General features: G+C 46.4%; 16 protein-coding genes. 13 read left to right on the top strand and 3 right to left on the bottom strand.

Features of this window, described 5'->3' with window-relative positions:
• Positions 1 to 9: 9 nt before the first annotated feature.
• The 12 genes from DN062_RS15020 to DN062_RS14965 all read left to right on the top strand — a co-directional run bounded on the left by DN062_RS15020 (position 10) and on the right by DN062_RS14965 (position 12,826).
• Positions 10 to 1,014 carry an aspartate-semialdehyde dehydrogenase gene (locus DN062_RS15020; protein ID WP_112160123.1) on the top strand — a complete coding sequence of 335 codons (1,005 nt, stop codon included), beginning with the start codon at positions 10 to 12 and terminating at the stop codon, positions 1,012 to 1,014.
• A gap of 91 nt (positions 1,015 to 1,105) precedes the next feature.
• Entirely contained in the window at positions 1,106 to 3,760 is a 2,655-nt protein-coding gene (locus DN062_RS15015) for a motility hub landmark protein FimV (RefSeq protein ID WP_112160122.1), read from the top strand.
• A 17-nt stretch (positions 3,761 to 3,777) separates the two neighbouring features.
• Positions 3,778 to 4,617 carry a tRNA pseudouridine(38-40) synthase TruA gene (gene truA, locus DN062_RS15010; protein WP_112160121.1) on the top strand — a complete coding sequence of 280 codons (840 nt, stop codon included), beginning with the start codon at positions 3,778 to 3,780 and terminating at the stop codon, positions 4,615 to 4,617.
• A gap of 38 nt (positions 4,618 to 4,655) precedes the next feature.
• Complete coding sequence (locus DN062_RS15005; RefSeq protein WP_112160120.1) at positions 4,656 to 5,285, top strand: phosphoribosylanthranilate isomerase; 630 nt, start codon at positions 4,656 to 4,658, stop codon at positions 5,283 to 5,285.
• Between the two features lie 177 nt (positions 5,286 to 5,462).
• Positions 5,463 to 5,633: a tryptophan synthase subunit alpha gene (locus DN062_RS15000; protein ID WP_112160119.1), complete on the top strand. Its 171-nt coding sequence runs from the start codon at positions 5,463 to 5,465 to the stop codon at positions 5,631 to 5,633.
• 35 nt (positions 5,634 to 5,668) lie between these two features.
• A complete protein-coding gene (gene accD / locus DN062_RS14995) occupies positions 5,669 to 6,601 on the top strand; it encodes an acetyl-CoA carboxylase, carboxyltransferase subunit beta (protein ID WP_112160118.1) in 933 nt (310 codons plus the stop codon).
• Between the two features lie 2 nt (positions 6,602 to 6,603).
• Complete coding sequence (gene folC / locus DN062_RS14990) at positions 6,604 to 7,890, top strand: bifunctional tetrahydrofolate synthase/dihydrofolate synthase (protein WP_112160117.1); 1,287 nt, start codon at positions 6,604 to 6,606, stop codon at positions 7,888 to 7,890.
• Between the two features lie 14 nt (positions 7,891 to 7,904).
• On the top strand, positions 7,905 to 8,480 hold the full coding sequence (locus DN062_RS14985; RefSeq protein WP_239995807.1) for an SPOR domain-containing protein: 576 nt from the start codon (positions 7,905 to 7,907) through the stop codon (positions 8,478 to 8,480).
• Between the two features lie 64 nt (positions 8,481 to 8,544).
• A complete protein-coding gene (locus tag DN062_RS14980; RefSeq protein WP_112160116.1) occupies positions 8,545 to 9,042 on the top strand; it encodes a CvpA family protein in 498 nt (165 codons plus the stop codon).
• Positions 9,043 to 9,092: 50 nt separating this feature from the next.
• On the top strand, positions 9,093 to 10,619 hold the full coding sequence (gene purF / locus DN062_RS14975; RefSeq protein WP_112160115.1) for an amidophosphoribosyltransferase: 1,527 nt from the start codon (positions 9,093 to 9,095) through the stop codon (positions 10,617 to 10,619).
• A 9-nt stretch (positions 10,620 to 10,628) separates the two neighbouring features.
• The gene (locus DN062_RS14970) at positions 10,629 to 11,843 is read left to right on the top strand and encodes an O-succinylhomoserine sulfhydrylase (RefSeq protein WP_112160114.1); all 1,215 of its coding nucleotides are present in this window, start codon (positions 10,629 to 10,631) and stop codon (positions 11,841 to 11,843) included.
• A gap of 8 nt (positions 11,844 to 11,851) precedes the next feature.
• Complete coding sequence (locus DN062_RS14965; RefSeq protein ID WP_239995806.1) at positions 11,852 to 12,826, top strand: tRNA dihydrouridine synthase; 975 nt, start codon at positions 11,852 to 11,854, stop codon at positions 12,824 to 12,826.
• Positions 12,827 to 12,835: 9 nt separating this feature from the next.
• Here the strand turns inward: DN062_RS14965 and DN062_RS14960 are convergent, their stop codons facing one another.
• The 3 genes from DN062_RS14960 to acnB all read right to left on the bottom strand — a co-directional run bounded on the left by DN062_RS14960 (position 12,836) and on the right by acnB (position 16,232).
• Positions 12,836 to 13,078, bottom strand: coding sequence for a hypothetical protein (locus DN062_RS14960; RefSeq protein ID WP_112160113.1), 243 nt, complete (start codon positions 13,076 to 13,078; stop codon positions 12,836 to 12,838).
• Entirely contained in the window at positions 13,075 to 13,509 is a 435-nt protein-coding gene (locus DN062_RS14955; protein WP_112160112.1) for a DUF2185 domain-containing protein, read from the bottom strand. The genes DN062_RS14960 and DN062_RS14955 overlap by 4 nt, the downstream gene beginning before the upstream one ends.
• Positions 13,510 to 13,634: 125 nt before the next feature.
• Entirely contained in the window at positions 13,635 to 16,232 is a 2,598-nt protein-coding gene (acnB, locus tag DN062_RS14950; RefSeq protein WP_112160111.1) for a bifunctional aconitate hydratase 2/2-methylisocitrate dehydratase, read from the bottom strand.
• A gap of 331 nt (positions 16,233 to 16,563) precedes the next feature.
• Between acnB and DN062_RS14945 the strand changes: the two genes are divergently transcribed.
• Complete coding sequence (locus tag DN062_RS14945) at positions 16,564 to 17,673, top strand: DNA-binding protein (protein ID WP_112160110.1); 1,110 nt, start codon at positions 16,564 to 16,566, stop codon at positions 17,671 to 17,673.
• The last annotated feature ends 46 nt before the right edge of the window (positions 17,674 to 17,719 follow it).

The following is a 17,719-nucleotide window of genomic DNA, read 5'->3' as shown; positions in this document are numbered from 1 at the left end:
TAAGTATTCATGAGTATAGCGGTAGCAGTGGTCGGGGCATCAACTCTTCTGGGTGAAAATTTGCTAGAAATCTTAGCAGATCGAAATTTTCCCGTAACCGATATTCGGCTTGCAGATGTTGGAGAAATCACTGAGCGTAGTGTCATGTTTAAAGGACATGCAACGCGTATTCGGTCGTTAGAGAAAACCAATTTGGCGGGCGTTGGTGTTTTGTTTAACTGCAAGCCTGACGGCCTAACAAAGCAGGATTTACAACAGCTTTTGAATGAAAAAGTAACGGTTATCGACTTGTGTCCAAGTTATGATGCCGACCTGTCGCATTGTTGGATTCCCAGTGTTGGCAATCAAGATGCGGCAACAATGTGTCATGAGTATATTGTCAGCCCATCGTCTGCGGCGATAGTCACAGTTATGGCTTTGTCTGCTTTGAATGAAAAATACAAGGTTTTACGCTTGAATCTAACCTGCCTTAACTCAGTGGCTGAGGCAGGGCGAGATGGAGTGGAAGCCTTAGCGCTTGAGGCGTCTCGGCTGCTAAATGGTCGGCCTGCAGAGGGCGAATATTTTGGTCAGCAAATTGCTTTCAATATTCTGCCTGCTGCAGGATCTTTGTCGGCCTCCGGAGAGTCGTTAGAAGAGCAGCGTCTTGTTAGTCAAGTTCAGTCATTGCTAAATGATGATCAGTTAGAGATTATGGTTAGTGCTCTGCAAGTTCCATTGTTTTATGGACAATGTGTTGTTGTCCATGCTGAATGTCAGCATCCAATTGATCTTGATGATGCCGCTGAAATACTCGGCAAAGTACCTGATTTAACTTTCTCTAAAAGTGAATTGTACTCGCCAGTGACGCATGCAGCTGGACAGGATGGAGTGTTTGTTTCGCGCTTAAGAATTGAGCCAAACTCAGCTACAGGGTTTGCATTGTGTGCCGTAACAGATAACTTAAGGAAGGGTGGAGCCCTTAATGCCGTGCAGATTGCAGAGGAAATCGTTACTCTGCTTGACCGTGGATAGGGTTTTCAATAATACTAAGCTATAAATTTGGATGCAACTTTCTGTTTTTTCTGATATTTAAACACGAGTTGCGGATCATGAGGGAAATCAGATGCTGCGAAAACTTGCCTTAAGCCTCGCTGTTGCCGGGGTACTTGGGATGCCGAATGCCCACGCGTTGGGACTTGGCGAGATCAATATCAAATCCGCCTTAAACGAGCCTCTGAATGCAGAGATACGGTTAATGCAGTTGAATGATCTGTCGCCATTGCAAATCCAACCCAAAATGGCAAATGCAGATGATTTTTCTTTAGCTGGATTAAATCGCTCAGGCATTATCAATAATATTCGATTTCAAGTGTATGCTTCCCCTGATGGAACGGGTGTCATACGCTTGACGTCTAACGACCCAGTCAGAGAGCCTTTTCTCAACTTTTTGTTAGAGGTTAACTGGCCAAGTGGGCGCTTAGTCAGAGAATATACAGTATTGCTGGATCCTCCGGCATTTGATCCAGCACCCGTAGCTCGCAGCGTTCAGCCAGCGGCTTCTACATCGCCATCTGTTGCTGTTACTCCGGCTCAACCAGCGCGTCCGGTTCAGCCGCTGCCTGCACCTTTAGCCGATACGCCAGCACCTGCTTCATCTCCAGTTCCGACGACACGTCCCGCTGACCCTAGTCAGATTCAGGTGCAAAGAGGCGATACCCTTTGGGTTTTGGCTAACCGCTTTAAAGCAGATGCATCGATTTCGACTGACCAGATGATGTTGGCCATCCAGCGTAAGAATCCGCAAGCCTTCCCGACTGGTAATATCAACATGATGTCGGCTGGCACTGTGATGTCAATTCCGACAGCTGCCGAAGTGAGTTCGTTAACATCGCGTGAAGCATCACTTGAAGTGGCAAGGCAGAATGACTTGTGGCGTCTGCGCGGTCGTACAACGGCTCCAGTCGAGTCTGTGTCGCAAGTGGCGGCAACAGAAGCACCGTCTGAACCCGTTGCGCCAGTCGAAGCGACGGAACGAGTAGAATCTGAGGTTGCCCAAGCTCAGCCAGTTGTGCCGCCAGTAGAGGCAGAATTGCGCATTGTTACTCCAGACCTAGATCAACGTATAACGTCTGATCAGCCTGCTGTTGCAGGTGATCAAGAGCGAACTGTTGCTCAGGTGCCTGATGCAACCTCCCCAAGTGTTGATGGTCTCCTACAGCGCAGTGGAGAAATTGAACAGCAATTAATGTTCACGCTTGAGACGATAGACAAGCTTGAACGTGAGAATATTGACCTTAACGAGCAGCTTGAATCTGTTCAAGATCAGTTGGCTTTAATGCAGCGAATGTTTGAATTAAAAGATCAGGACTTGGCTGCCTTGCAAGCCCTGGTTGAGCAAAACGTTTCGCCTGAAGGTCGTGAAGAGTCTGGTAAGCTGTTTATGCTTTATGGCATAGGAGCGATATCTATTGCAGCCTTGTTGGCATCAATTGCGGCCTTACTTGTTGGCAGACGCCGTAAAAATGCGGCCTCTAAATCTTCCAAATACAACGTTGCCGTCAAAGAGGAAGCTTCAGATTCGGATACAATTCCCAAAGTGGCAACAGCCGCCGCTGCTGCAGCGCTTGCTGGTGCTGCTGTCGCTCAAGCACAAGAAGAGCAAAAGGATGAGCTTGCTGCAGCAGACGAACCTAATGAGTTTACCTCTGAAGAGTTAGACACCTCCGGTGCTGATACAAACGATTTTGCAGATTTAGATCTTGATATGGATCTAGACTTGGATTTAAGCCTTGAAGATGAACCGGTCGATGATGTTAAAGTCATTGACGAGGAGTTTGATCTATCAGCAGTTGTTGAACCTGAACCTGAAGCTGAAGAAACTTTAGATGCTGATGAGTTAAATGAGACTGGTTTAGATGAGCTGGATGCGGATGGTCTAGATGAGCTGGATGCAGATGGTTTTGATGAATTAGATTTTAACGACATCGAATCAGAAATGCAGGCTGATGATGAAACTGTTGAAGAGTTGGATCTCGACGATTTGATGGACATTACGGATGCGCCAGATGCACTAGATACTTATGAGAGCACCCCTGATGCTTCTATAGAGGACGATATTGATCTTGAGTTTTCAATTGACGATATTGTGCAAAGGGATCCGCTTGATGAGCGAGTATCGGATGCAGACCCTGATGTTGACGATGAAGACTTGCTTGATTTTAGTGACTTAGCATCTAGCGATACACAGGAAGCAGAAGCAGATGAAGAAGAGGAAGTGTCGAAAGGCGATGGTATGGATGAGCTTGAGTTCTCCTTGTCAGAAGCAGATTTTGACGCTACTGAAGATGAAACCTTGGACGATGATTTAGAAGCGCTGGCAAACGACCTTGCTTTTGAATTAGACGATACTGAGGAAGTGGCTGAAGACGCAGAAACGCCTAAATCATCACCGGGTAAAAAAACCGAAGAAGAATTAACGGCAAACATTGCTCATGATTTGGAGATGGGCTTGGATGATGAGTTAGACGATATTCTGGCAAGTACCGATGATGATATAGCCCTTGATGAATCCGACTCTTATGAAGAAGCAATCGATCTTCTTGATAATTTAAACCTACTGGACGGTGCCGACGAGAATGAGACTAAGTTGGACTTGGCGCGTGCCTACATCGAAATGGATGATGCTGAAGGGGCGCGGGAAATTCTAAGTGAAATCGCTCGTGAGGGAAATGAAGGGCAGCGTTCCGAAGCAGAGAAACTGCTGAATTCTTTATCCTGATATATACGAATGGCTTTATGACTGATGTAATACCAGAAGGGGCGGTTTCCACCGCCCCTTATCGTTATGCTTTAGCAGTAGAATACGCCGGTGGTCTTTACCACGGTTGGCAAAAGCAAGAGCATGACTCCGTGCGATGTATTCAAAGTGAGGTCGAAAAAGCCCTAGCAAAAGTGGCGAATCATCCAGTCAATGTGATTTGCGCAGGAAGAACAGATGCAGGCGTGAGTGCGAGCTGTCAAATTATTCACTTTGATACTCATGCTGTGCGTGATCAGCGCGCATGGATAATGGGGACCAATACGTATCTGCCCGATGATATTGCTATCTTATGGGCAACACCTGTTACACAAGATTTTCATGCACGTTTTTCTGCAAAAGCTCGGCGCTATCGCTACATCATCTATTCATCACCAGTGAAGCCCGGTTTGTTACATAAGGGTGTGACTTGGACATGGAAGACCCTAGATGTTGAGTTGATGCGTCAAGCATCAAAATTTCTGATAGGTGAGCACGACTTTACGTCGTATCGTGCAGTCGGATGTCAAGCCAAGAGTCCCGTGAGAACCGTGCAAGACATTGTGTTGCATCAGGTGAACAATTTGATTGTCATTGACATTAAAGCGAATGCTTTTTTGCATCACATGGTGCGTAATATTGCAGGTGTTTTAATGAAAATCGGTGCGCAAGAGGCACCCGTCAGTTGGGCAAAAGAGGTTTTAGATGCAAAAGACCGTCGGCAGGGTGGTGTTACGGCGCCTCCTTTCGGGTTGTACTTTGTTGATGTTGACTATGATGAGGCTCACGAGTTGCCGAGAATGCCCTTGGGTCCATATTTTCTCGGCTTACAGGATTAACGAGTTTTAAATTGACCTTCAGATGAAGTAGGTATTGCATGCGCGCCAGAGTGAAAATTTGTGGTATAACCAATCTTGATGATGCCCTTGCTTCTGTTGATGCGGGTGCAGATGCGCTCGGTTTTGTTTTTTATAGACCAAGCCCGCGTTACATTGAGCCTAATGCAGCGGCTCAAATCATTAAAAAACTACCCGCTTTTGTCACCAGTGTTGCTTTATTTGTCAATGAGACACGTAACGAAATTGAACGAATTGCAAACCTCACTCAAGTTGATCTTTTGCAGTTCCACGGTGATGAGCCTCCAGTATTTTGTCAAGGGTTTTCAAAACCTAGTATTAAAGCACTACGTGTTAATAATGAAATGGACTTGGTTGGCGAAGTTGAAGCTTACGCCGATGTTACTAAGGGCGTATTGTTAGATACCTATGTTACTGGTGTACCGGGAGGAACGGGAGCGCGATTTGATTGGAGCTTAATTCCTGCTAGCCTAGCAGGCAAAATTATCTTAGCGGGTGGTTTAGATCCTGACAATATTGCGGATGCTGTGTTACGTATTAAGCCTTACGCGGTTGATGTGAGCGGGGGGGTCGAGAAAGCAAAAGGTTTGAAAGATGTCTCGAAAGTCAGGCAGTTCATTCACGAGGTAAATCGTGTCAGTATTACTTGATCAAATAGGCCGAGCCATTTGTCAAAAACTCGAGAGTAACAAATTATGACGATAAAGCAGCCTGGCTTTATCATGTGTTTGTAAACAATAGTGGCAATTTTTAGTGCTGAATATGCAAAAGTCACTGTTAAAATCATTCAAGTTCGTCTTATGACCAACTTGTCTTAAGTGTGAGGCATCGGCATCTGTGATGCTGATTTGGTAAGAACCATCGCAAATGTATCGGATGGTGTGATAGTTGGAAGCGTACTTGTGAATCAAATTGCGTCTTTGGTCGATAGTCCGGAGTTGATCCCATCGAGGGTAAGCGCGATAATTGCAGACATGCGAACGGCAATGGATGCCTGATCTGATAATGCAACTTTTTCATCTGGATTAATGTAATGAGCAGCTGGCTGGATAAAATAGTACCCTCTTTGGTAAAACGTACAGAAGCTAAACGTACGAGTGTACCAGAGGGATTGTGGGAAAAATGCCCAAAGTGTGATTCGGTTTTGTACAAGCCCGAGTTGGATAAGAACTTAAATGTTTGCCCTAAGTGCGATCATCATATGCGCATAGGAGCACGCCGCCGTTTGGATCTTTTCCTAGACTCTGAGGGTCGGCAAGAAATCGGTGCTGACGTGTTGCCCGTGGATCGTCTTAAATTTAAAGACTCCAAAAAGTATAAAGATCGCTTAGTGGCCGCTGAAAAGAGTACGGGCGAAACTGACGCGCTGGTGGCAATGAGTGGAATGCTTGAAGGTCAGCCTGTTGTTGCCGTAGCCTTTGAATTTAATTTTATGGGTGGCTCGATGGGTGCCGTCGTTGGTGAGCGATTTGTACGAGCCGCTCATCTTGCATTAGAGCGAAAAATTCCACTGGTTTGTTTTGCGGCATCAGGTGGAGCCCGTATGCAGGAAGCTTTATTTTCATTGATGCAAATGGCTAAAACCAGTGCGGCCTTAGAAAAAATGAAGCTGGCTGGTGTGCCCTATATCTCCGTATTGACAGACCCTGTTTATGGTGGAGTGTCTGCGAGTCTTGCTATGCTTGGTGATCTCAATATTGCTGAGCCGAATGCTTTGATCGGCTTTGCAGGTCCCCGTGTTATAGAGCAGACAGTGCGTGAAAAATTACCCGAAGGTTTTCAGCGAAGTGAGTTTTTGCTAGCTCATGGTCAAGTAGACATGATTGTTGAGCGGAAAGAGATGAGAACGCGTGTCGCGGCTATTCTCAGCAAACTCATGGGCCATCCGACAGTGTGTCCAGTGTCGGATGCGCCGGAGTCTGAGGCCTCAACGGATGAACCTATTGAAAATCAAGTGAGTCAATAACTGTGGCAGGGGTTGGATCGTCGACGTGGGGGCTTGCCCAATGGCTGGAGTATATTGAATCTTGCCATCCTGGCGAAATTGATCTGGGCTTGGATCGTGTCAGTCAAGTTGCCACTAAGCTTGAAATTAACTTAAACAAGAGTTTTGTTTTTACAGTGGGAGGGACCAATGGAAAGGGGACCACCACGCGTCTCTTGGAGTCAGTATTTTCCGCTGCGGGCTTAGTGGTTGCGACCTATACCTCGCCTCATTTTCAACATTACAATGAACGGATACGCTTAGCTGGCCAAGACATTAGTGATCAGGATTTATGTCGTTGCTTTGCACAAATCGAGGCCAAAAGGTCCGATATACCCCTGACTTACTTTGAATATGGAACATTAGCTGCGTTGTTGTTTTTTACTCAGACCGCGCCTGACGTCGCTGTTCTGGAAGTGGGGCTTGGCGGACGTCTTGATGCAATCAACATCATTGATGCTGATATTTCAATCGTGACCACTGTGTCGATGGATCACATGGATTGGCTAGGCGACACCCGAGATGCAATTGGCTTTGAGAAAGCAGGTATTTTTAGGTCTGAAAAGCCTGCAATTTGTGGTGATCTTGATCCACCGCAAACTCTCATAGATCATGCACAGTCTATTGGTTCCCATTTGTATCTGCGAAATGTAGACTTTTCAATTTTTGAAAAGGATGAAAGCTGGGATTGGAAAGGGCGAAATCAGCAGGGTGAAACTCTAGAGTTTTTTGATCTAGGTATGCCTTCAGTGCCTTTGCAAAATGCGGCTACAGCAATACAAGCCATCTTGCTCTCTCCGTTCTGTGTTACTGAAGCCCACATGCGCTCCGGTTTGAGCAATGCTTCGTTAACTGGGCGTATGCAGATGCTTAAGCTGAATCAGTCGCAATGTATTCTTGATGTGGCACATAACCCAGAGTCAGCGGCATATCTCAATTCGGCTTTGAGTAAGCTTCCCCCAAAACAGACACACATCGTGCTTGGGATGTTGGCTGATAAAGATATTGGTCAAGTTTTGCAAACATTTAGCTTAGAGGTTGAGCATTGGCATCTTGTCAGTCTCAATACGCCTCGTGGGGCAACAGCCACACAGCTCCAAGCATTTTTTAAAGACTATGCACCTAATCATTTAGATAAGATCACTCTTTATTCAGATGTATCGAGCGCCTTAACCTATCTTGCCCAGCAACTTTCTGAACAAGATCGAGTGGTTGTCGCAGGCTCGTTCTATACGGTGACAGACGCTTTAACCTATTTAACTTCCCCTTAGGTTTGTAAATACAGATGAGTGATGTGATTAAATATAGAGTGACAGGCGCCTTGATTCTTGGCGTTATCTTAGCGGCGTTAGTTCCGTTCGCATTCGATGGTGCAGGGCATGGTGAGCGCTATGTTGCCCCTGCAGTGCAAATAGCACCGCGGCCTGTCATGCCAGAGCCCGTGCTTCAGCCAGTGCCTGATGTTGAAGTTGAGGTTGATCCTGTTGTGGTCGAGCGGACCCCGCCTGCACCGGTTCAGCAGGTTGTGAGTATTGACCCGCCACAGGCTTCGGTATCCCGGCCGCTGGAGTCCCTAGCTCCAACCTTAAACCCGGTACAAGAAGCGCCAGCGTTAGATGCTGATCAGATACCTGCTGCTTGGGCGCTTCAACTAGCGAGCTTTCGTCAAGAGGCGAATGCACGTGAGCTTAGAACGCGGCTCATTAATGCTGGTCATCGTGTGTATATTCGTCATGGAGATGATGTGGTCAGAGTGTTTGTCGGCCCAGAGATGCAGCGTACCCGTCTGGAAGAGTTGAAAGTCAGTCTTAAAAATGAATATGGCTTAGATGGAATTATTGTTCGCTTTTCAACGCAATAACGCGATAGGTTTGCTGCAGTTGCTCTGTTAAACTAGGCACATTGAGGTTGTAATTGGATTCATGATGAATTGGGTTGATTGGACAATTATTGGAATTATTGCCATATCGGCAGTGTTAAGTCTTAGAAGAGGCTTCGTCAAAGAGGCTATTTCGCTGGCTTCTTGGGTCGCCGCTTTTATTGTGGGACGTCTATTTTCAGACGTTCTGGCGGATATTATTGCAGGCTATCTAGATGTGCCGCCATCCGTCCACTTACTGATCGCATTTTCTGTGCTGTTCATAGCCACGTTAATCGTTGGAAACCTTTTGGCTTCCTTGATTGGCGGCTTGGTTCATGCAACAGGTTTATCCGCAACAGACCGGATTCTTGGTATTGGTTTTGGAGTGCTAAGAGGCGGCTTAGTGGTTGTGATCATGATTGTTTTATTAAAAATGACACCCGCTATACAAGACCCATGGTGGAATGACTCTGTGCTTATTCCGCATTTTTTGGTGATGGAAACCTGGTCAAGGGATATGGCACAGGATATAGGGCAAGCGATCTGGAATATTGGTCGCTGAGCTATCTTAAATGGATCTCGAATTAACGCGTCTCTCTTGAGGTTGATTGAATGTGCGGTATCGTCGGCATTTTTGCCAGAAGCAATGTTAACCAGACAATTTTCGATGCACTAACAGTGCTACAACACCGCGGGCAGGATGCAGCCGGTATGGTGACTTGTGAGGGTGATCGTTTCTTTATGCGCAAAGACAACGGTCTAGTTAACGAAGTATTCAGAACGCGTCACATGAAGCGCTTGATGGGTAATATGGGGATAGGGCATGTTCGCTATCCAACAGCCGGTAGTTCTAGCTCTGCCGAAGCTCAGCCGTTCTATGTAAACTCACCTTATGGCATAGCGTTAGCTCATAACGGAAATCTTACCAATGCCGAAGCCTTAGCGGATGATATTTTCCGTGCTGACTTGCGACACATTAATACGACTTCGGATTCAGAGGTTTTATTGAATGTCTTTGCTCATGAGCTTCAACGTATCGGTAAGCTGACACCAACTGCTGTCGATATGTTTAAAGCTGTTGAGGAAGTGCACAAGCGCTGTCAGGGTGGCTACGCAGTTGTTGCCATGATCACAGGTTACGGTGTTTTGGCTTTTCGCGATCCTTACGGTATTCGTCCATTGGTGTATGGCAAGCGTGTGGTTGATGGCAAAGTAGAATACATGGTGGCATCTGAAAGTGTCGCTCTTGATACCTCAGGTTTTGAGCGCGTAAGAGATTTAGTACCAGGTGAGGCGCTGTACATCGACAACGAAGGCCAGCTCTTCTTGCAGCAGTGTGCTGCTCAACAGACTCTGGCTCCATGTTTGTTTGAGTATGTCTATTTAGCTCGCCCTGATTCCATTATAGAGAACATCTCTGTTCATTCATCAAGAATGCTCATGGGGGTGAAGCTTGCGGATAAAATTAAGAAAGAGCGTCCTGATCACGACATCGATGTCGTTATTCCCATACCGGATACAAGTCGAACGGCGGCTCTGGAAATGGCGCATGCATTAGGTGTTACCTTTAGAGAAGGCTTTATTAAAAATCGATATATTGGGCGTACCTTCATTATGCCGGGCCAGACATTAAGGAAAAAGTCTGTTCGTCAAAAGCTAAACCCAATTGCATCTGAGTTTAAAGATAAAGTGGTCATGCTAGTTGATGACTCTATCGTGCGAGGAACCACCTCTAAGCAAATTGTACAGATGGCACGTGAAGCCGGCGCTCGAAAAGTGTATTTTGCGTCTGCCGCCCCAGAGGTTCGTTTTCCAAACGTGTATGGCATTGATATGCCAAGTGCGACCGAATTAGTGGCGCATGGCCGCTCAGCTGAAGATGTTGGCAACTATATCGGTTGTGATTGGATGCTGTATCAAGACTTAGATGATCTTAAGGCATGTATTACAGAATTAAATTCAGATATTAAAGAATTTGATACCTGTGTGTTTGATGGCAAATACGTAACGGGTTCGGTTAACGCTGAATACTTACAAAAGCTTGAGAGCAAGCGCAATGATGACGCTAAAACAATGGCCGATTCAGATAGCGATGCAGAAGAAGATGAGTCTGCCGATCTTCATACTCGTATTAATTGAGGTATCTCCATGAGTGATTCGTTTGAGCGTGCTTCTCGCATTCAATTCTCCGGTCAGGAGTATGACCTTGAGACCTTAGCCGTTCGAGCGGGTCAGCATCGGAGTGATGAGGGTGAGCACAGTGATGCCATTTTTCCCACGTCGAGTTTTGTTTTCTCGACCGCGCGTGAAGCGGCTGCTCGCTTTGGTGGCGAGGAAGACGGGAATATCTATTCGCGTTTTACTAACCCAACGGTGCGTGCATTCGAAAAACGTATCGCTGCACTAGAGGGTGGAGAGCGTGCAGTTGCTACGGCATCTGGTATGGCGGCGATTTTAAGTCTGGGCCTGGCTTTAATGAAGGCAGGCGATCACGTGGTGTGTTCAAGAAGCGTGTTTGGGTCAACAGTGGCACTCTTTACCCGCTATTTAAGTCGTGCGGGTATTGAAACCACCTTTGTTGATCCAACCGATTTAAATGCTTGGTCTGCAGCAATTAAGCCTGAGACTAAGATGTTTTTCTTAGAAACGCCCTCAAATCCCTTGGCTGAACTTACGGACATTTCAGCTGTTGCCGAGATCGCTCATGGAGCGGGTGCGCTGCTTGTTGTTGATAATTGTTTTTTAACGCCCGCATTGCAGCGTCCTTTAGCCTTAGGTGCCGATATCATTATGCATTCGGCAACCAAGTATCTAGACGGTCAAGGTCGCTGCATTGGCGGTGTGCTGGTTGGGCGTGATGCCGAGATGGAGGCTATTTTTGGCTTTATTCGCACGGGTGGTGCTTGTTTAAGTCCTTTCAATGCTTGGGTTTTTTTAAAGGGCTTAGAGACGTTGCCGCTGCGCATGCAGGCACACAGCGAGCGCGCATTAATTTTGGCGAAGTGGTTGCAGACCCAAAAAGGTATTAACAAAGTCTACTACTCAGGACTAGAGGATCATCCTCAGCATGCATTGGCGTGTCGGCAACAGAGCGCGTTTGGTGGTGTTTTGTCCTTTGAAGTTGAGGGTGATAAAGATGCGGCTTGGCGTTTCATTGATGCGACAGAGATTATCTCAATCACTGGCAATCTTGGTGATGTTAAGTCGACAATAACCCATCCGGCAACAACGACTCACGGCCGTATGACGCCAGAAGAACGTGCCGATGCAGGAATTAAAGATAACTTGATCCGTCTGTCAGTGGGTCTTGAGTCTGTTGCAGACCTTAAGGCTGACTTGTTGAAAGGCTTAGCCGCGGTCTAGATCAATACATGTCTTTAATTTACCTTGCGCCCATGGAGGGTGTAGTTGACTACACCCTGCGTGATATCTTAACGGCATCTGGCCATGTTGATCACTGCGTTACTGAATTTATTCGAGTTTCTGAACGCCTATTACCCGTCTCTGTCTTTTATAGAATGATGCCTGAATTGCATCATGGGGGTAAAACTCGTTCTGGCGTGCCTGTTTTTGCCCAACTGCTGGGGAGTGAACCTTCTGTACTTGCCGAAAATGCAGCCCGTGTTGTTGAGTTAGGGGCACCAGGTGTTGATCTTAACTTTGGCTGCCCAGCGAAAACAGTGAATAAAAGTCGAGGTGGAGCCGTTCTGTTAAAAGAGCCGGAGCTAATTCATTCCATCGTAAACGCTGTTAGAGCGGCCATCCCTTCAGCTATCCCTGTGACTGCAAAAATGCGTTTGGGGTATTACGATAAAAGTTTGGCGATTGAAAATGCACAAGCCATAGAGTCAGCCGGTGCTTCGACGTTAACCATTCATGCCCGAACAAAAGAAGAAGGGTACAAACCTCCTGCTCATTGGGAGTGGATTGCGAAAATCCGTGACCATGTGTCTTTGCATCTGGTTGCCAATGGTGAAGTTTGGACGCCAGAGGATTATCGGCGCTGCAAGCAGGTTTCAGGCTGTGCTGATGTGATGATCGGTCGTGGAATGTTAGCCAATCCTTTTCTAGCCGATCAAATTAAACAAGGTGAAGGTGTTAGTGCAGCTTCAGATGAGAAATGGATTGCGCTCATCCCCCTGTTGGAGCGTTATCATCAACAGGTTATCGATGACTTATCCGAGCGGCATGTGCATGGACGGATAAAGCAGTGGTTAAGCATGTTGAAATTGGGTTACCCGCAAGCGTCAGTATTGTTTGACCGCATACGGTCTGAACGAGATCCGCTTAGGATCATGGAGTGTATTCGAGCTGAAAGAGAGTGTTACTCTGTTCCAGCCGAATAAACATAGGCCTTAGTGGCGATTGTCCATACGTTCTTGATGAAGGCGCTGCTGCTCCCGCCAGGCTTCATACATCTCTTCGTCTGTTGGTTGAGTGATTGCTGAATACCAAACAGGGGAGGTGCCTAATAAAAACCCACCTACTGCGATAACAAGCCCTAATACCTTCATTTTAGGCTTAATGCTTAAACCCACTATGACCACCAGTAATCCACTGAAGTGCAAGACGTAGGTCATGAATGAACCCATGGTCATAACGTTTCCTTATTGGCAAATTTTGTCCGAATGAATTCTTCAACATCGTTGGTAATCATAACTTCCGTTGTTGGGACAGGAATTTGATAGTCATGTACTTGTGTCCAGCCATCTGTTTCCGGAGCTCTTTCCCACACAGTGCCAGCATTGTAGTCAACCAGTGGAGTAAGAGAAGGGTCAAGCAGGCAGATTTTTTCAAGTGGTACGGGGAGAAGGTTCTTCATTTCATCCGCTAAAAAATCGTCTGTTTCGTATCCGGTAAACATTCGCCACCCCGTATCATTTAAATGCTCGGGTACGGTCTTGTAAATAAAGCGAATAGGGAGCTTTTCATCAAATACCAGTCTGGATGCAAGAACTAAAAATCCATTTTTGGTTTGGGCTGTTTCATAGCCGGGTTCAGGAGCTGTGTCAGAATTTAAAGGCTTCATACCACCCTCAATTGAGTTAATAATATGCACAGTTTAACAGGTACGCTTTAGCGCTGCATTAAGGTCAATTTAGACGTAAAAAAGCCCTGATTGGTTCAGGGCTTTTTTGTCAGCCGTTTAACGTATTAAAGGCTGGTGGTTGGAATAACAGTTGCTGCTTTTTCTACGTACTTGTCCATTTGATCGAAGTTCAAGTAACGGTAGACTTCAGATGACATGCTATCGAGTTTGCTCGCGTAGGCCATGTATTCTTCAACGCTTGGCAACTTGCCTTCGAGTGCAGCGACAGCGGCTAACTCAGCAGAGGCCAAGTACACATTCGCACCTGTTCCTAAACGGTTAGGGAAGTTACGAGTTGAGGTTGAAACAACGGTGGCTTTGTCCGCAACGCGTGCTTGGTTACCCATGCACAATGAACAGCCTGGCATTTCCATGCGCGCGCCCGCTTTACCGAAGACGTTGTAAAAACCTTCATCAGAAAGCTGTGCGGCATCCATTTTTGTCGGTGGAGCGATCCACATACGTGTTGGGATCGATTTGCCTGACGCTTCTAGCAATTTACCCGCTGCACGGAAGTGACCAATGTTGGTCATGCAAGAACCGATGAACACTTCATCAATTTTGTCGCCAGCAACATCTGACAGTAAGCGAGCATCGTCTGGATCGTTTGGAGCACAAAGAATAGGCTCATTGATTTCAGACATGTCGATTTCGATAACGGTGTGGTACTCGGCATCAGCATCAGCGCGCATTAGGCTTGGGTTAGCCAGCCACTCTTCCATACCCTTGATGCGGCGCTCAATCGTACGTGGGTCGCCATAGCCTTCAGCCAGCATCCACTTCAACATCACGATGTTTGATCTTAGGTATTCTGCAACTGAGCTCTCGGAAAGTGTGATAGAACAGCCTGCAGCAGAACGCTCAGCAGATGCATCAGACAGTTCAAATGCTTGCTCAACGGTTAGATCTTCTAGGCCTTCAATTTCCAAAACGCGACCAGAGAAGACGTTTTTCTTGCCCGCTTTAGCAACGGTTAAGTGACCTTCTTTGATTGCATAGTAAGGAATTGCATGAACCAGATCGCGTAAAGTGATGCCAGGGTTACGCTTGCCTTTGAAACGAACCAGAACGGATTCTGGCATATCCAATGGCATAACTCCTGTAGCGGCCGCAAATGCAACCAATCCAGAACCCGCAGGGAACGAAATGCCCAGTGGGAAACGGGTATGTGAGTCACCACCTGTACCCACGGTATCAGGCAATAGCATGCGGTTTAGCCAAGAGTGAATGACACCATCTCCAGGACGTAAAGAAACACCGCCACGGTTCATGATGAAATCAGGTAACGTGTGGTGAGTGCTAACGTCAACTGGTTTTGGATAAGCAGCCGTATGGCAGAATGACTGCATAACAAGATCAGCAGAGAAGCCCAAGCATGCAAGATCCTTCAACTCGTCACGAGTCATAGGTCCTGTGGTATCTTGTGAGCCAACAGTGGTCATTCTTGGTTCGCAAGACGTACCAGGACGAACACCCGTTACACCACAGGCTTTACCAACCATTTTCTGAGCTAGGGTGTAACCCTTGCCTGTATCGTTAGGTTGGTCAGGTGTGCGGAAAATATCAATCGGGCCTAGGCCAAGTGCTTCACGCGCTTTTTGAGTCAGACCGCGACCGATGATCAGGGGAATACGTCCACCTGCACGAACTTCATCCAGCAGCATTTGAGTTTTTAATTCAAATCTGCACAGCTCTGCACCTGTTTCGTGGTTTTTCGCAACGCCTTCATATGGATAGACATCAATGACATCTCCCATATTCATTTGGTTGACATCCATTTCGATTGGCAAGGCGCCTGCATCTTCCATAGTGTTATAGAAAATAGGTGCAATTTTGCCACCGAAGCAGAAACCGCCAGCACGCTTGTTAGGAATATTGGGGATATCATCACCAAAGAACCATAACACGGAGTTGGTCGCTGATTTACGAGAAGAGCCTGTTCCGACAACATCTCCAACGTAAGCAACAGGGAAGCCTTTTGCTTTAACTGCTTCGATTTGTGTTAACGGACCCGTTGTGCCTGGGTTAACTGGCTCGATGCCTTCACGTTCCATTTTAAGCATGGCGTTTGCGTGAAGAGGAATGTCTGGGCGTGACCAAGCATCTGGAGCAGGTGACAAGTCATCTGTGTTGGTTTCGCCAGGTACTTTAAAGACAGTAACGGTTATTTTTTCAGCAACTTCTGGCTTTGAAGTAAACCACTCGCCTGCCGCCCAAGACTCCATGACTTGCTTAGCATAGGGATTGCCCGCTTCGGCTTTGTCTTGAACATCGTGGAATGCATCAAACATCAATAATGTATGAGATAAGGCTTTAACGGCAGTTGGTGCCAAGGCTTCAGTATCTAATGCAGTGATCAAAGGCTGAATATTGTAGCCACCAAGCATGGTGCCTAGCAATTCAACCGCTTTAACAGGAGAAACAAGAGGAGTGGTGACTTCACCTTTAGCAACGGCATCTAAAAAGCCTGCTTTTACGTATGCTGCTTGGTCAACACCGGCTGGAACACGGTTGGTCAACAGATCTAGGAGAAACTCTTCTTCGCCTGCTGGTGGATTCTTAACCAGATCAACCAGTGCTGCTGTTTGCTCTGGATCCAGTGGCTTTGGTGGAATGCCTTCTAAGGCACGTTCTTCGACATGTTTACGGTAAGCTTCAAGCACGATTTAGCCCTCATCTGTTGTCACAATCGTACATCGGACATTAATACTGCCGATGCCGGTTCGAATAATATGTTATCGAATGTGGATTGGCGGTGGAATTCTAGCCTATGGAGGGGCTAAAGTTAAGTATTGTCGACAATCCTGAGCTTAGACTTTGTACCAACATTACTTACTATAGGCCTTTAATCTATAAATCGCATTACTAGAAAAGATATGTTTCAATAGCCGTTGATGTACTCGTATAAAGGATGATAGAGCCTATGTCTTGGTCTCATTGTTCGGGTTATGATGTTACTCGCATTTTTTATGTTAATTAGGTTTAGTGTGCTACATGGATAAAGAACAGCTCAAATCACGAGTCTACGAAGTTGCAGATGACTTGCTTTTATCGGCGAGCTACCCGAGATCAGAAGCGATAGCCGAAACGCTTGAGATCGAGCCTGAAGAGGTCTCTCGTTACCTTTCACAGTGGTGGTATGAGTTGCCGCAAAGAATTGTAATGACGGATCGAACCGATCGGGCGATTAGTGTGCCAGGGATGCCTGATACACTTGCACAGGCCTTTACTCGAATTTGGTTGCATGCGCTGCAAGAAGCGAATTCAAAAGTGAATTTCACACGGCAAATGGTGGATGTAGGTCTTGAAGAAGATCGTCGTGTTAATGACGACGCCTTGCAGAAGTCACAGCATCTCTATTTGGACCTCGAAAGCCGCTATCGTGAGCAGTCCCTTAAGCTTGAGGAATCACGTGAGCAATTTAAAGCCCTAGAAGCCGAAATTGCGGTTCTCAAAAATAATTTAGCGATTGAAACCAACTCTCGTAAGAAAGAAGAGCAGTCGCGCGTTACGATAGAGCATGAGTTAGCGCAATTACGAAAAGCCTATGATGATGCTAAGCGAGTCTTTGACCAACGTATCAAGGACGAGCAGCGTCATATGATGGAGGCGATTGCTAAGGAAGAGGTAGATACTCGCTACTATCGTAATACCCTTGAAAAAGTCCGTGAAGAAGCGAGTAAAAAAGAGTCTGAGTTGGTCCGTGAAATTCATGATTTACAGGCACGTATTGCTCGTAAAGACGTAAAAACAGATACGCTTAAGTCGCAAGTTAAGAGCCAAGAGGCTGAGTTGCTGAAGTATAAGCAGGACAGCGGTGTGCTGCAGCGCGATCTGTCGCGTGTTAATGCTCAGCTCTTAACCGAGGTGAATAAAACGAAGCGACTTGAAGCGAAGGTCAAAGAGCTTCAGGAAGATATTCGGCGCCTTAACCAGAAACACATTACGGCTTCCAATGAAAATACAAAGCGTGAAAATATGCTGCGTTCTCAATTAGTAGAGAAAGAAAATATCATTATTCGTGCTGAAGCCAAGGTCAACTCGTTAGAGAAAAGGATCATTAGCAATGACGAGGAAATCCGTCGTTTAAGCTCACGAGTTTGATGATTATTTGATCAGAAAATTGGCGAGTTTCTAAACTTCTGTTATT

Source organism: Nitrincola tibetensis (assembly GCF_003284585.1).
Classification (GTDB): domain Bacteria; phylum Pseudomonadota; class Gammaproteobacteria; order Pseudomonadales; family Balneatricaceae; genus Nitrincola; species Nitrincola tibetensis.
Note: the sequence above shows the minus strand (reverse complement) of the source record. Positions and strands in the feature narration are given on the sequence as shown.